The sequence below is a fragment of the Ferrimicrobium sp. genome, assembly GCF_027364955.1.
Taxonomy (GTDB): Bacteria; Actinomycetota; Acidimicrobiia; order Acidimicrobiales; family Acidimicrobiaceae; genus Ferrimicrobium.
In genome coordinates, this window is sequence record NZ_DAHXOI010000009.1 from 12759 (window position 1) to 28570 (window position 15812).

Genomic DNA, 15812 nt, shown 5'->3' on the forward strand with positions numbered 1-15812 from the left:
AGGCTATCCCGTAAACTGTTTCAGGCGGCCGGGCAAATCTCTAACGACGCCGGGCAAATCTCTAACGACGCTGGGCCAATCTCCAACGACGCCGTGCCAATCTCCAACGACGTTGTGGCCTCTTGGGGCTCTGACCCTTTTGAGGCTGTGGTTGCTAGATCGAGTCGACCAGCTATGTCAAGCTTTTCTTGCTATCACGCCTGCGTCCAGGAACCACCAACCCCAGAGGCGGTTGGACACCTACGGTCACGCATCGGTGGCAATTACCACGCAGCGAGCGAGTGATAGACTCGCCTCGATACGGCGAGACTGGCATAGGAGACGAGATGGACTGGGAACTGGGGCAGGAGCAACAGCGGCATTGGAAGAGGACCTATAGCGAACATCCGGCGATGTATGGATCGTCGGCTAGTGAACCAGGTGCCTATGCTATTGAGCTGCTTGCACGTCAGAGCCTTCGCAACGTACTTGAGCTTGGCGCTGGGCAGGGTCGAGATACCATCCCGATGCTAGAAGCTGGTCTGCGCGTCACCGCACTCGATTACGTGGAGGAGGGATTGGCAGAGATCCGATCACGAGGTGCACATTTTGGCGCACAACTCCAGACCGTTCTTTACGATGTACGGGATCCCTTGCCATTTGCGGACGCCCTCTTCGACGCTTGCTACTCCCACATGCTCTTTAACATGGCGCTCACGAATGCAGAGTTGGTGGCACTCAGCCGAGAGGTCGCGAGAGTGCTCCGACCTGGTGGTGTGGTGATCTACACGGTGCGCCACACCGGTGATGCTCATTACGGCGCCGGGGTCGATCATGGCGAAAACCGCTACGAGAATGGTGGCTTTGTCGTGCACTTCTTCGATCGAGAGCTCGTCACGGGCCTTGCTGAAGGGTTCCGCATCGACGAGGTTGTCGAGTTCATCGAGGGTGAGTTGCCACGGAGACTCTTTCGTGTGACGATGACCCGGTTGCCCACGAACTGAGCTGTGCGTACCTCGATCAGTTCGCTGGTCGAGGTACGCCCACATTGGTGAGCGTAGTTGCTCTGATCAGTCGGGTCTCAGGCTGATGCGGGTCGGAAATTGGCCGTTAGTCTGGTTGCAACACTACAGGTTGCCAGAGCTACAGCGGTGGGTCTGGCTGCGTCGATGGGAAAGTAGCGATGACGGCTCGAGAGCGCATGAAGAATGGACCATGGCGTGCACTACTCGATGATGTTGCGAGCATCGAGCGTTCGGGTATGGCAGTCTCTGTTGGGTTGCGCTGCGCACTTGGCATGCTACCTCCGCTGATTATCGGTGTTGCAACTGGCTTCGTCGGCGATGGGGTGAGTGCTGCTGTGGGTGCGCTCGTCGTTGGGTTCGTCTCCTTCGAGGGCCGTTACCGGAGCACACTCCGGAACATGTTGCTCGCGAGCATTGGTGTGACTATCTCGGCCTTCGTCGGTGCCATCGCAGCACCTCACCTCTTGGTCTTGCTCATCGTTTTGGCCATCTGGGGCTTGCTGGGCGGGCTTGCTGGCGCGTTCGGACCAGGTATGTCGATGGCGGCCATGCAAGCCGTAGAGGTCTTGGTGGTCTTTAGCGCACTCGGTATGGGGGTCCAGAGTTCGATTGTGCAGGCGTTTTGGGTCTTGGGTGGTGCCCTTTTCCAAATCATCCTCCTTCTTCTCACCTGGCCAACACGGCGGCTCGATGGGGAGATGGCCTCGGTAGGTGAGGTCTACCGTCGACTGGCCAACTACGCGAGATCGATGCCCCAAACGGCGCCACCGGCAGATCAGCTGACGTCGGGGGCAGACTGGTTGGGCGATCCCAATCCACTTGGCGACCCCTCGGCCATCGTGGCGCTGAAGGAGCTCTTCCAACTTGCCCAAGATATTCGTCTATCGTTGAGCGCACTGGTTTTCGAATCGCGTGGCAATGGTGAAGAGAACCAGTGGGCGATGGAGTTTCTCCGCCAGAGTGCCGCCATACTAAGGGCCATCGGTGATCAACTCAGTTTGTCGACGTCCCTTCGTGCCAAGGTGCATCTTTGGAGTCGTCGGCGGCGTAGCTTCGTCGCGGCCTTGCCACAACTAGAGATCCCTGATGCCGATGACTCCAAACCTCTTCTCGGACTGATTGCGCGCCAACTGCAACGGGCTATGGACTTGGTGGGCCAGGTCGGCGATGCGAGCCCGCATATGGTGTTGCCAGGCCTGAATCGAGGTCAAAGCGCCCTCGATGAGACCGTACGACGCAGGTTACGTGGGTTTCGCAAGATCCTCACTTCGGATTCGGAGTTGCTCTTCCATGCGGGTCGCTTGGTTCTCGTGCTTGTTGTTGGCACCTACCTTGCCCACGCCTTCTCGCTTCGAAATGGCTATTGGGTTCCCATGACGGCTGCCGTTGTCCTCCAGGGGGATTTTAGCGGAACAGTACAGCGTGGGTTGGCTCGCTTGGGTGGGACGCTTATTGGGGCGGTCGCTGTGACAGAATTGGCGGCACTGGTCGTACCGAGCCACGGGATCCTTATCGTGGTGATTGTGTTGCTGACGTGGGGAACCTATGCAACCTACCGAGCAAACTATTTTCTCTACAGCATCTTTTTGACCTCAGATGTGGTAGCGATGTTTGCGATGATCGGCTCACCAGTGGGCACGACCGCCCAAGAGCGCGCGGTGGCGACGGCTTTGGGAGGGGTGGTGGCGATCGCTGTCTTTTTGCTGTGGCCAACGTGGCGTCGCCGACTGCTGCCGGGGGCACTCGCCTCGATGGTGCGGACCCAGGGAGCGTATGCTGGTGGTGTTCTACGAGCCTTTGATGTATCGCTGGTCGACGAGAGTGACGTCTCTGGCGTCGAGGAGTTACGCGTGCTCTCGGTCAGCGCACGCTCGGCGCGTCAGCTCGCCGCCACGCTGCTCGAGGGTATGTCGACGGAGCCAGGCACCCAACAGGAGGCGGTGGCGACGGCTGGTGCCATTCTTTCGCAGATCAACTTCTGTGCGTTGTTGGCACTCGCGCTCAATGCCGAACTTCTTCATGAGCATCAGTTCTTCACCGGGATGATCGAGCTCAGCGATGCGATTGTTGCGCTATCTTCGTACCAGGCGGACCGCTTAGCATCCTTTGGATCCCTGTCTGATCCAGAAGAGATGGGTCAAGCACCATCCATTCCCCCAGACCTTGTTGTTTCAACGGAGCTCTATCGACAAATTTTGGAACTCGTCGGTGGTTTTCAAGAGCTCGATGTGCTGATCGAGCAGTATGGCTCGGCGGTTCTCACGTTGTGAAGCCGTGGTCATTGGATGAGTCAGACGTTAGCGAACCTTTGTGCAACCCATTTGTTCGATCCCAAGCGTGAGCGAGACCGGCGATCCAGGGCTGCCTGATGATGTCGACAGGCAGTTACTACTGAGACCGGCTAAGGCAATGCTTCGCAAGTCGGGTGGAATACGTACTTGTCGTGGTGGGTTAGATGGGGCACATAAAGGAGATGGCAATGGAGAGTGGACGAGAAGATGTGGACGGTTCCTTGGAGGGCTCAACGCGGCATAACCTCGCGATGGTAGAGGTATTTGGAGCAAATTGGTGTCCAGATTGTAAGCGGACCAAGCAATTTCTCCAGGATCAGCGCATTCCTTTTCGTTCGATCAACGTCGAAGAGGACGAGGATGGGCGCCGCCGGGTCGAGGATGCATCTGATGGCAAACTCATTATTCCGTTGGTCGTCTTTCCTGACGGGCAGGAGCTCATTGAGCCGTCAAATGCACAGATCGCACAGCTGCTTGGGCTAACCATCCAAGGCGAGCGTAGCTTCTATGATTTGGTGATCATTGGTGGTGGTCCTACCGGGCTCACGGCCGGTATCTACGCCGCCCGTGAGGGTATTGCTACCCTGATCTTGGACCGTGGAGCGTTAGGTGGGCAGGCTGGTGCAACGGAGCGGGTCGATAACTATCCAGGTTTTCCTGATGGTGTAAGCGGGGAGGAACTTGCTTCGCTCTATGTCGCTCATGCGAAGCGCTACGGTGTCGAGATGCTCCAAGGGGTGGCGGTCTCCGGTATTGCACGATCCGGTGGCGAGCTCCTGATCACGGTGGATGGTGGTCAGAGCTATCGTGCAAAGGCGGTGCTCATCGCGTCAGGATCTACCTATCGACGTTTGGAGGTCCCTGGCGAGAGTGACCTCATCGGGGCCGGGGTGCATTTTTGTGCTACCTGTGATGGTCCGTTTTACCGCGGTGCTAAGAACTTGGTGGTGATCGGTGGAGGCAACTCGGCCCTTGAGGAGTCACTCTTCCTGTCACAATTTGTCGAGCACGTGACGATTCTTGAGGCTCGTGATCGTCTCAGTGCCTCGACGTTGCTGCAGGAACGTATCGCGTCCGATCCGAAGTTTGCGGTACATACTGGGGTGAAGGTGCAATCGTTCGAGACGGGAGATGATCACCATCTCAGTGCGGTGGTGATCGATGAGGGTCATGGGGAGGAACGAATCCGTGCTGCGGGGGCTTTCGTCTTCATCGGACTTACCCCTAACTCAGCGTTCGTCCGTGACAGCATCGAGCTCGATACGGCAGGATTTATCGTCACCAGATCAGCCATGGAGACCTCCATGCCAGGAGTCTTTGCCGCCGGTGATGTGCGCCTTGGCTCCACCAAGCAGATTGCCTCTGCGGTCGGGGAAGGTGCGGCAGCGCTGATCATGATTCGTACCTATTTGGATGCATTCGAGACTCCTGCTGCGAGCGCCTAGCTCAGGGTCTTTCGATCCAGCGTTGTGACTCGCAAGCACGGGTGTTGTGCGCCCTGGTAGGAGACGGTCATGATGGACGAAGACCTGGAAGGTGGATCCGACCTCCATGGAGACAACCCAGCAGGTTGGTCGAGGGTGATCCACCATCGGTGACAAAACTCGACCAGGTGGTGGATCACTCTAGTGGGATGTCTGTTAGGGGCGTTGGGTGATCCATTGCGTACCTTGACCTCGCGTCCTTTTGCCGTCATTCTCTGACTGGCGGACCAACGCTGTACCGATCGGCGAGACCTCGGATGTGGATGGCGCGGTGGATCCGATGGAGATGGGCTGTGTCAAATGTTTGGACCGTTTCAGTCTTCTCTGAGGCTTGGATGGTCGTCCCTCTCGGGCTAGCGCCTTGGATTGTCATGCAGTCCCGCCTGTCGACTAATGGGATGGATCACAGGTGTTCATCAACCATCTCTCGGTGAACGCTCACTGGTTTGCTCGATCACGGTCACGAAGACGCTCACGTTGTCGGCTGCCCCGCACTGGCTGTTCGGCCTCATCGCGGAGCGTGTCGTCGGAAACCTGATCAGATGAGGTGGTTGGGTAGCGGTGCTGATCCGTGAAGCCGCCGTCTGGGTGCTTGGCCAGTTGCTTTGAGCTCTGCTGGGTGCGAACTATCGGCGATCGCGTAGCGGTGTGGGGAGAACGGCGAGGACCAGGATGCCAAGGAGTGCGATGCCCATGAGGATGACCGTGGCGCTAGCGAGCCACGTGTTCGAGAAGGCGAGTGTGAAGGTCAGCGCGTTGCGAAGTCGCTGCGCGAAGTCGATGGGTGGACCCGTGAACCGTAGTAGGTCGAGATGGACGAGAAGGTAGGTAGCGACGATGAGCGACACACTGGTCACTCCGACGACGAGCCGGCCAAGTCGCGATCGTAACCACCAGAGTACAAAGATCACGAGCGGGACCAGGAGAATGAGCTTCGTCATGGCAACGACGGCGATGATGCTAGGGACGAGAGCGAGTCTTCCGCTCAGTGGTGCATAGGCGACCCAACCAGTGAGGCCCCGCGCGAAGGCGATGTCGACCAGGATCGGGAGCAGCCAAATGACAAGGACAATCCAAATGGTGGTGATGCCAATCCTGTGGCTGGTGTGGGTGTTCATCTCAAGATTCCCAGCGTGGAGATGGATGGGGTCGGCGTTTGCTCATTTGGTGTCCTCTAGTTCGGCGGCCGTATGCCGTAGTGTCCCTACAGGTTATCGCATCCTTGCGTAGTTGCTAGCGGGTAACGCAGCGATACCTCGTTTTGGGTTGAACAGTCAGCTGGCGGTAGGCAGATGGTGCACGGAGCTAATTGATGGAATTAGTTGCCAACAGGAACCTTGAGGAGTCCAGCGCTGTCACGGATCCAGAGGGCGTGGGGGGTGAGCTCCATCGTGACAAAGAGAGTTCCACTCGGTGCCATGATGGTACGCACGATGGTGTCGTTGACTGGGTTGAGGAGCACGGCTTCGCGATCTCCGAGTGACCAGATGGCTGAGGTGGTAGGAGCCACACCGAGACCGATGGCACCAGAAGGGGCATGCAGAACATACGCGAGCGATCCGCTCGTCGCTCTCACCGCCGCCAAGTCGAGATGGGATCGATAGATGCTCCCCCAGAGGAGGTTTCCATGAAGCCCTTGGAGCTGGAATTCGTGCGCGACTGGGAAGGTATGGTTGGCGATCACGGTGGCGTTCGTTGTGGAGAAGCCAATGAGGTGAGCATGTGTTGCGGCGCCACACGGTATTGTCTCAGTCCAAAGGGTTGATCCCTGGGCGATGAGCGTGGGCCCCGCACAGGCTCCTGGCAAGTGGTAGGTTTGGATGACCGATCCATTGCTCGGGTCGATCCGTTGCAGCACAGCAATGATCTGCTTCGAAGCGTTCAACGTGTTGCCGGCGAGCCAGAGATTGTCCCCAACGATGGCGAGGGACTGTGGTGTCCCGAGATGGTCGGGAAGCGTCGCTGTCACTTTGTTGGTGGCTAAGTCAACTCGATACAGCCCGAGGGTCGAGGCAATATAGGCAGTAGTTCCAATGATGATCGGCTGAGCGATCTGGTTTGTTGAGCCAATGGCGCTTCGTGGGGCGATGGTGATATGGCCGGTAATGCGAGGAGGTGATCCAGAGACCTTGACGAGCTCGATCACCGAAGGGGTGGAGACCAGCGTCCAGGTCGCCCCGTCTCCTGTCACAGGAGTCCCGTCAACATTCGGGAGGGTTACCGACGATCCCTGGAGTGATCGGAATGAGATGAGTTGAGGGACGTTTGCGGTCGTTGAAGACTTTGCCGGCGACTTTGCCGGTGCGGGCTTTGTCCGCTCGATCGGCACCGGGGTGGTCCTTGGGTGGGAACGGCTTGCATGGTGCGCGATGACCGTGGCGGTGGTCGCTGCGACGAGAGCGACGACGACGATGACGGAGACTCGCGAGAGGAGGCGTTGGCGCTTGAGCCTGCGCCCACGTCGAACAGTGATGGCATAAAGGTTTTTACGGTCGCCGGTTGCCCTATCTGTCATGATTGTCCTCCTTGGTTCTGGACGCCGAACTCCGTGCGTAAGACCTTCATTCCGCGAGCCAAGTGAGTCTTTACGGTTTCGGGCCCAATACCCATGACCTCGGCGACCTCGGCGACGGCAAAGCCGCCGAGATAATGCATGGCCACTGCTTCGCGTTGGCGTTCCGGTAGCCTCCGCAGGGCCACGACAAGCTCTGCACGATTCGTCGCCAAGTCGCCGGTAGTGTCGAGTGTCGTCGCCGCCGATCCAAGTGGGATCTCGGCAAAAGCCTCGTCGATTCCAGGTCTGGTTTTGGATCTTTTCTGTCTCCGAAGATGGTCGATGCCCAGGTTGAGGGTTGTCCGGAATACCCACGCCCTGCGATGATCGGTTCCGTCAAGCCGCCTCCAGGCAGCATACGCACGCGCCAAGGACTCAACGGCGATGTCCCCGGCCTCCTGGGTATTCTGGACAATCGAGAACGCGTATCCGATGATGCGATCGAGGTTCTCCTCAAAGAAGGTCTGAAAATCCTGTTCGCTCGCTCGGTTCACAGTATCGACGTTCTCATCATGCACACGGACGATCGCGCCGAACATCCTTGCCCGCTCACGGGTGCTTTCGCAGCTGTGCAGTCTCGTGGGTAACTCGAACTCATACCTACTATCACGCCTCGATCACCTTCATTGGGGGACAGCGTAGGGGTTTTATGAGCGAGCAAGCCTCCAGCGAGAGGGCATGTAGTTGGCGTACGGGTTGAGTGGGTTCCATCCAGTGAGGCGCTTGTTCACGACGGCTACCTCGTAGTCACCGACGCTCCACCAGAGACCTGCGACCTGTTGGCTTTGATAGTTCTCGACTGCGTACAGCCGGGAGAGTCCCGGAAGGTCGTACGCCTCATTGAGGAGGCGTTGTTCGGTCGGGTTGTAGTACCCCCCGCCCCAATAGTTCCCCTTTGCGAACTCGACTCCTGCCGTCGGTACAAGCACGTACTGTCCGAAGTCCTCCTGGGCGCCGTAGAGGGCGATGCCCCAGTTGCATGGGCCGGGAGGGCAGACACCTGCAGTGGAATACATAGTATCCTCAGGCTGTGGGTCGAGTGCAATGGTGATGCCCGCGGCGCTGGCAGCGCTTTCAAAGGCTTGGGCTTGGGCTGTCAGGCTCGCGCTCGGCGTCGCATACATCATCGAGATCACAAGCGGCGTCCCTTTCTTGATGCCAGCACCACATTGGTTGCTGCCAGTCCCCGGGTTGATGCAGGTCGATGGGCCAGAGGCCGAGAGTTGCCATCCATGTGTCGTTAGTAATAGTCGCGCGGCTGCGACTGAGTAGGGATAGGGATCGTGGTGCAGCTGGGGGCTGACGTAGTTCGAGCCCGGATAGATCGGTGCTGATCCGTAGTCGAGCATGCCGTTCCCATGGAGAGTTGCCTTCAAATAGAGTGGTTCGTCGACCAGGTGTTGGAGCGCCTGTCGGAGATAGAGCTGGGCGACAAGGTGGCGATAGGGGCCGGTGTAACCCAGTTCCGCAATGTTATCGTAAAAGACTCGCCATGGCTGCACTACGTAGCCATGGGACTGGAAGTAGTGAGTCAACCCGAGATCAGATGTCGGTAGATAGCCGAAGTCGATGACACCTCCGCGGAGCGCGTCGAGTTCGGCTGTTGATGAGGTAAATGAGTAGATCTGATAGCCAGCGAGCCTGGGTTTACCCGCCCCGGTGTAGTGCGGATTGGCGCGAAATGCCGCATGGTAGTTCGTGGGGTTGTAGCTGGTTATCTCCCAGGGGCCGTCGATCGTCTTCCAGAGTGGATTGGTGGCATAGGTGCTGAGCTGAGCCGATTCCTTGTAGAGAAAGTCGATCACTTTTGTCGCACCCGCCGGGGTTGAGGCGATGTTGGTGACGTGACAGGTGGGACAAGTCTTGTCCCAGGTCTGGACCGGGAGTGGGTAGATCCAGGTCAGCTGGTTGCCGGTAAACCAAACTGGGTTGTGGGCGTGGTTGAGGTGGAGTGTAAATTGGTAGGGACCCTGATAGGAGATGCTCTTGATGTCAGATGGCATGCGACCAGATAGGTACGGGGCATAATCGCCGTTCTTGGCTCCTGCAGCCTCGAGCTCGAAGAAGAACCTGATGTCCTTTGTGGTGACTGGTTGTCCATCAGACCACGTGTAGTTGTGGCGAAGATCGATAGTCACCATCGTGTCCCCGTGGGAGTAAATGGGAGCGGTGCCGATCGAGAGTGGATAGTTGATCCCGGTCGTGCCAGCTCCTCCGACATAGTACAACGGACGATAGAGTCCGTTGGAGACGTTGGAGTCGTAGTTCTCGTAGTTGGCTTCGTTCTCGAGTGGGAGGATCCAACTGAACTGGTCTCCCGCACCCAGTGCATAGGAGGCAACGCCACCAGACGTACTGGTAGCCGATGCTTGGGGCTGTTGCGCATTGGTACAGCTCGCGAGCAACAGTGCCGTCAATGCGATACCGATGGGCGCAGCGATCACCTTTAGCTTGGTGCGTTGTGGGCCCCGATCGAGAGCTGCAAGCTTGCCCCAGTGCAAGGCTGCACTTCGGCGAAACAGTCTCCGTGTAGGCGACACCGACAAAACGGGCTCTTTGGTCATAGCTGACGTCCCTCCGCTAGTACTAACTAGATCAGGTTCAACAGGTCTTTCTCAGCCCGACTTCGTCGAGCACCCTGCGTCACTGGTTTCACTCTACTCGATCATGGCTTTGCTGCTGCAGTGCTCGATCGCAGGTGGTCGTGACGAGCACGCTGAGCGTCTCCGAGCGGCGCGGTGCGCAGTGAGCGGTGGGCTACCGGGAGATCGATTGCCCGTGGGCCCGGAGATAATGTTCGCGTACGACGCGTGGGATGCGACCCTTCGCGGCGATGTCGATGTGGTGCTCGCTTGCCCATTGGCGGATCTTTGCTGAGGTTGGATTGGGGGAAGCAGCGAGTGTCTCTTGCCTGTCAACGGGGGCATTGAGTGCTTGGTAGTAGGCTGACGCGAGGTATCGATAGGTCCACTCCTCTGCGAGCTTTCTGTTTTCACAGAAGACGACCGGCACCTCGGGCCAACGCAGAGCGTAATCGGCGACCGCATCGAAGATTAGTGCAGGTCGCATGTAGGTGGACTGGAGAATCGCAGAGTAGCGTGCTTCGACGACGATCGCCGCATGCGGGAGAGCGGCGAGTTGACCGATAGCGTAGCGGAGTCGGTTGTCGGTGAGGCTTGAGATAAGGTCCTCGAGCGTCTTGCGCTCGACCGCTGCGTAGAGGTCATCGCCCAGGTAAATGCCATAATCGCCACAGGGCAGTGCACCTCGTTCGGTGCTGACTGATCGATTGCGAAATTGATAGGGGTAGCGTTCCCTGGTGTCGATCGTGATAGGCACATCCACCACGCCATGCGCCCGAGCCCGTGGTACTGTGCCTTTGGGCCTGGCTTGGCGTTGAGTCCGCTGTGATTGCCAGAAGATCATATCGCGACCCCGTGCGTGGGTGAAGACCAGCTGAGATCGATTCTCTCTTGCTCGGTCTGCTACGATATCGATAGCTGCACCCCGGCGTGCGCAGGAGAGGAGGGAGATCTCCTCGACCACCTCAGGCTCCAGCGGCCAATCGCTGATCGGTATGGGGTGACAGTACAGCGCCTTCTCACGTGGCCATGTACCAGAGGTCTTGACGACCATGCCGCCATCGATTGGAATCATGATCAAATATCCGAGCGCGGAGGTGGGGTCTGGGTTGCGAGCAATCGTGAGGTAGGAACGATCAGTCATCATTGAGCCAGTCGCGTGATGCGCTATGGTGTTGTCCCACATGCTCGTGTCCGATGGAGACCCACAGGGGTCGAAGGCAGCTCTGCTTGAGGGATGCTACGAACGCTAACACTACAGACCATCGTGTATTGTCAGGATTTGAGCCGTTGGACGTATGCGCCAGCTGCTGAGCGCAGAAAGACGATACCAATACCACAGGCAAAGATCGCAGGGATGTAGTGCCAGCTTCCGTGCACGTAGAGTCCAATGGCGACTCCACCGACGATCCAAACCGCGGCGATGATACCAAGCACAATTGGGTTGGCTGGCGGCCCGGGCTGACGAAAACTCGGACGTTGCACTCTTCGACTCGGACGATCAGCTGCCATCCATCCACTTTAGCATCTAGCTGCTCGTCTTGCATGACTCGTAGTCCTTCAAGTGTCTACTAAGCACGTCGTTTGGCACCTAGCCCGCACAGTGGAGGCCTGCGAAGGGGACACTCGCAAGTGATACGGTGCCTGAGATCGAGTAGGTCAAAAAGTAGAGCCTGTGATGACCGGTGATGGCTGTGCCAACGTTTTTTGGGATGAGAGTGCCGGGTAGGTTGCACCAATGCTGAGCATGGGGCACAAGGAGGGAGCCGCCGATGCCATTCTCGAGGCTGAGCAGATCACCTGACTCTGGGAGGACTAGAGTAGTCTGGCCCCAGCTGGTCTGACCAAGCGAGGACGTCCCTGGCGGATTCACCCCTGGCGGGGTAGGGATGTTGCTCACCACGTCATGTGGCTCCGCCATCGGTACTCTGGCGAAGTGGGTACTCTGATTGTGGATCCAGAAGGTACTCGGTCCCAGGATCGCGAAAAGAGGGTGGCGCAGGGCCTGAGAAGAGCTCGTTGATTGCGCAGGCATTTACCGTGCCTGGCCAGGCCGGTTGCCTGAAGCTCCTACCTTGGTCTCTTGTTACCAGGATCGGCTGGGAAGCACTGTTCATTGTGCAGTTCGAGGCACCTGGCATTGGAGTAAACCGAACGCAGGGTCCGAAGCCGGGACACAACAGAATCCCTTGGGTCCAGCTGACCCCATTTTCGGTGATCTCGGTGATCTCCGGGTGATGGAGGAGGGTGAAGTAGGCATGGATGAGATAGCGCGACGACCGTAAGCCAGCGAAGGTTGCGTGAGCGTGCCCAGGGGGAGAGGGGATGACGGTCCATGTGGCGCCGTCATTGGTGGTGATCACTGGGAGATAGGCAAAATTTGGAGCCTGATTCGGGATCTCTATGGCATAGGAGGCTGCGATTACAGTTTTGCCAGCTGGTGAGTGAAGTGCGGCAAGTTCACTACAGGTCGCGCCATGAGCGAGGAAGCTCGGTACTCCACGCGCTTCTAGGAGGGTCGTGATGCCTGCCGTATTGATGAGGGAGGTGTGTCCATGTGAGTACATTCTCATCCCTCTGGCCAGATCCCTTGGGCCAGCACTACAGGTGAGCGCAACCCCGTTAGTTCCACTCTCCTGGAAGATCGATGGATCAGCACTTAGCTGGATGTTGGTGGCACCTTTGAGGCTGATGGACTGGTAGGTGAGTGGGGTGACCACCCGAAACGTTACGGGTCCAAGTAAAACGGAGGTGCCAGCACCAGACCCCGCCTGGGGAAGTTGATAAACTCCCTTTGCAATTATCTTGGTGGGGAGATTGTCGAGGATATCGAACTGGTCGACAATGGGCTGGTCCTTGCCGATGATGTTGCTGAGAGCGATTGTACCTTTCACTGGGGTCATCTCACCCGGGAGTACCTTGTTTGCACTGAGGGTGAGTTGGGGTGTGGCAACCGTCATGGAGCGTGTGAAGGTGAGCGTGGTCGAGCCTTCTCCGTGAGCTAGTCCACATCCTTTATGCACTCCAAGACACTGGATAGCAACACGATAGCTACCCGCCTTCGGCAGCAGGAGCCGGTCAGGATAGCGCTCAAGCCAGGGCCCACTTGGCGTGACGAAGGAGGTTTGAAACGTCGTCGAAGAGATCCAATGGACGGAGGTGCCGTTGTAGTGAAGTCCGTCAACGCAGCCATCAAAACAGACGTTGGTGTGGGCTGGCTGAGGGGATAGCGGGGTAGCGAGGTGACCGGTAATGGTCACCTTGGCCCCCGGCACAACCGAGGATGGTGACACGGCGAGGCTGACTGCCGGGCCACTATGGCCAGGAGGTACGGAGATTCCCTCTTTGGCTGCTGCTGCTCCTCGGGGCGAGAGGATGGTCTCTATGCCGAGGTAATAGGTTCCTGCGGCGAGGTTGGGGATGCGGTAGCACGACTTTGCGAGTTGGCCACTCATCGTTGCGCTAAGGGTACCAGTCGTGCAGCCAGCCTGGGTGGCGCTGGTGGGGATGACAGCGGGATTGGTTGTGGATCGCGACGGGGTAGACCCTTGTCTGTTCGACTTGGTCGCCGCGTGTTGTGAAGTTGTGGAGCCGCAGGCTGCAAGGAATAACGCGAGAATCGCCAGTATGATCCACCAGGGTTGTCGATGAATTGGCAAGGTTGCGCCTCCTCGGTGTACGTTCTGGATATTCCAACAGGACAGCTTATGGTACTTGGTCAACGATAACGTATTTGATCATCGGGTGGTCGTTATTAACGATCATCCTCTGCGAGCGTTTACTCCATCTGTCCTATTCAATAGGGTGCCTGCCTCACTGGGTATTGAGGTCTTAGCATCTGCCTGCCGGCCTCGCACGGTTGGTGGTGAACGATAGCCGATCGCGACATGGGTCGGTTCCTCGCGGCTTACTTGCGCCAGTTGTTAACTCGCGCAATGCAGGCTCGTCAACGGGATACTCGTAAAGGTTGTCGTTGTTGAGTTAGCGTACGTCACGAAGTAGAGACTGTGCTCACCGGTGGTCGCTGTGCCAACGTTCTTTGGGATGATCGTGGAGGGTATGCGGCACCATTGGTGAGAATGGGGAGCCAGCAAAGAACTGCCGATTCCACTCCCGATACTGAGTAGATCGCCTGACCCTGGGAGGACGAGGGTAGGTTGGCCCCAACTGGTCTGGCCAAGCGGGGACGTTCCTGGCGGATTTACCCCTGCTGGGGTTGGTATGTCGCTCACCACTCGCCACTTGACACCGCCATCGGTACTGCGGCGAAGTGGATAACTGGATTGGGGATCGATGAGATACTCGGTCCCATGGACGGAGAAGAGCTCGTTTGGTCCACAGGCGTTGACTGAACTTGGCCAGGTTGATTGAGTGAAGCTCCTTCCCTCGTTTTTTGACACGAGAACCGGCTCTTGGGCACCGTTCATTGCGCAGTTAGAGAGGTCTGCGATGGGGGAGAATAGAATGCACGGTCCGAGAAGCGGACAGCGCAGCGATCCCTGCGTCCAGCTACTCCCGTTGTCGGTGGTCTCGGCGATCACGGTGTGATGAGGGACAGCGAAGTAAGCGTGGATGCCCGACACTGAAGCATGAAGGCCCGCAAAGCGCGCGTCAGTGACCCCACTAGGAGAGGGGATCGCGGCCCACGTCGCACCATCATTGGTAGAGATGACGGGCAAGTAGGCAAAATTTGGAGCCTGATTAGGGATCTCTATGGCATAGGATGCGGCGATCAAGGTCTTGCCTGTCGATGTGTGGAGAGCGGCGAGATCACTACACGGCTCATTGTCGGCGAGATAGGACGGCGGCACTCCTTTTTGTTCCAAGAGAGTAGCGACGCCTTTGGTGTTGATGACGGTGATATGCCCATCAGAAAACAAACTCATCGAATTGGCTTGATCTCCCGAGCTGCCGCTACAGGTGAGTGCGACTCCGCTGGTTCCACGCTCGGTAACGATCGACGGATCGGCACTCGGTTGGATATTGGTGGCCCCTTTGAGGCTGATGGACTGGTAGGTGAGAGGGGTAGTAACCCGGAACTTCACGGGACCAAGAAGGACAGTGTCAGTGCCAGGTTTCGTCTGGGGAAGCTGATATACCCCCTTGGCGATTGCCTTGGTGGGGGGCTGGTCGATGACATCGAATTCAAAGACGAAGGGCTGGTTGTCACCGATGATGTTGGTGAGGGGGATCGTGCCCTTCACTGGGGTCATCTCACCCGGTAGTAACTTGTTTGTACCGAGGGTGAGTTGGGGCTTGGCAACCGTCATGGAGCGTGTGAAGGTGAGGGTGGTCGAGCCCTCCGCGTGACCAAGCCCACACGCTTGATGTACTTCGAGACACTGGATAGCAACGGGATAGCTGCCTGCCTTCGGTAGAAGGAGCCGCAGAGGATAGCGCTCAAGCCAGGGACCACTTGGCGTAGTGAAGGAGGTCTGAAACTCTGTGGGTGAGATCCAATGGACGGGGGTGCCGTCGTAATGGAGTCCGTCAACGCAGCCATCAAAACAGATGTTGGTATGGCCGGGTCGCGGGGAGAGCGGGGTGCTGACCCGGCCGGTAATGGTCACCTTGGCCCCCGGCACAACCGAGGATGGTGACACGGCGAGGCTGACTGCCGGGCCACTATGGCCAGGGGGTACGGAGATTCCCTCTTTGGCTGCTGCTGCTCCTCGGGGCGAGAGGATGGCTTCAATGCCGAGGTAATAGGTTCCTGAGGCGAGGTTGGGGATGCGGTAGCACGACTTTGCGAGGTGGCCACTCATTGTCGCTCCAAGGGCACCAGTTTTGCACCCTGCTTGGGTGGGGATGGCAGCGGGATTGGTTGTGGATCGTGACGGGGTAGATCCGCGAGAGACCGACTTCGTCGCCACGTGTTGTGAAGTTGTGGAACCGCA

12 protein-coding genes and 1 riboswitch are annotated in these 15812 nt (G+C 58.0%); of the genes, 3 read left to right on the plus strand and 9 right to left on the minus strand.

The annotated features are described in order from the left end of the window. Positions 1–326: 326 nt before the first annotated feature. From M7Q83_RS07620 to M7Q83_RS07630, 3 genes are all read left to right on the plus strand, one after another. A complete protein-coding gene (locus M7Q83_RS07620; protein WP_298336988.1) occupies positions 327–983 on the plus strand; it encodes a class I SAM-dependent methyltransferase in 657 nt (218 codons plus the stop codon). Positions 984–1162: 179 nt separating this feature from the next. After that, a complete protein-coding gene (locus M7Q83_RS07625; RefSeq protein WP_298336990.1) occupies positions 1163–3274 on the plus strand; it encodes an FUSC family protein in 2112 nt (703 codons plus the stop codon). 209 nt (positions 3275–3483) lie between these two features. Next, positions 3484–4740 carry an FAD-dependent oxidoreductase gene (locus tag M7Q83_RS07630; RefSeq protein WP_298336992.1) on the plus strand — a complete coding sequence of 419 codons (1257 nt, stop codon included), beginning with the start codon at positions 3484–3486 and terminating at the stop codon, positions 4738–4740. Between the two features lie 665 nt (positions 4741–5405). Here the strand turns inward: M7Q83_RS07630 and M7Q83_RS07635 are convergent. The 9 genes from M7Q83_RS07635 to M7Q83_RS07675 form a co-directional block, all read right to left on the minus strand. Continuing rightward, positions 5406–5897: a hypothetical protein gene (locus M7Q83_RS07635; protein ID WP_298336994.1), complete on the minus strand. Its 492-nt coding sequence runs from the start codon at positions 5895–5897 to the stop codon at positions 5406–5408. A gap of 200 nt (positions 5898–6097) precedes the next feature. After that, positions 6098–7294: a hypothetical protein gene (locus M7Q83_RS07640; protein WP_298336997.1), complete on the minus strand. Its 1197-nt coding sequence runs from the start codon at positions 7292–7294 to the stop codon at positions 6098–6100. Beyond that, the gene (locus M7Q83_RS07645) at positions 7291–7872 is read right to left on the minus strand and encodes an RNA polymerase sigma factor (RefSeq protein WP_298336999.1); all 582 of its coding nucleotides are present in this window, start codon (positions 7870–7872) and stop codon (positions 7291–7293) included. The genes M7Q83_RS07640 and M7Q83_RS07645 overlap by 4 nt, the downstream gene beginning before the upstream one ends. 108 nt (positions 7873–7980) lie before the next feature. Further along, positions 7981–9897, minus strand: a complete 1917-nt coding sequence (locus tag M7Q83_RS07650) for an ABC transporter substrate-binding protein (protein WP_298337001.1) — start codon at positions 9895–9897, stop codon at positions 7981–7983. Next, positions 9889–9984, minus strand: a riboswitch (TPP riboswitch). Its footprint overlaps the gene before it by 9 nt. 106 nt (positions 9985–10090) lie before the next feature. Beyond that, a complete protein-coding gene (locus tag M7Q83_RS07655; protein WP_298337003.1) occupies positions 10091–11059 on the minus strand; it encodes an ERCC4 domain-containing protein in 969 nt (322 codons plus the stop codon). 131 nt (positions 11060–11190) lie between these two features. Further along, positions 11191–11427, minus strand: coding sequence for a hypothetical protein (locus M7Q83_RS07660; protein ID WP_298337005.1), 237 nt, complete (start codon positions 11425–11427; stop codon positions 11191–11193). Positions 11428–11506: 79 nt separating this feature from the next. Continuing rightward, on the minus strand, positions 11507–11836 hold the full coding sequence (locus M7Q83_RS07665; protein ID WP_298337007.1) for a hypothetical protein: 330 nt from the start codon (positions 11834–11836) through the stop codon (positions 11507–11509). After that, the gene (locus tag M7Q83_RS07670; RefSeq protein ID WP_298337010.1) at positions 11820–13574 is read right to left on the minus strand and encodes a hypothetical protein; all 1755 of its coding nucleotides are present in this window, start codon (positions 13572–13574) and stop codon (positions 11820–11822) included. Before M7Q83_RS07670 ends, M7Q83_RS07665 begins: the two co-directional genes overlap by 17 nt. A gap of 264 nt (positions 13575–13838) precedes the next feature. Next, entirely contained in the window at positions 13839–15680 is a 1842-nt protein-coding gene (locus M7Q83_RS07675; RefSeq protein WP_298337012.1) for a hypothetical protein, read from the minus strand. Positions 15681–15812: the final 132 nt, after the last annotated feature.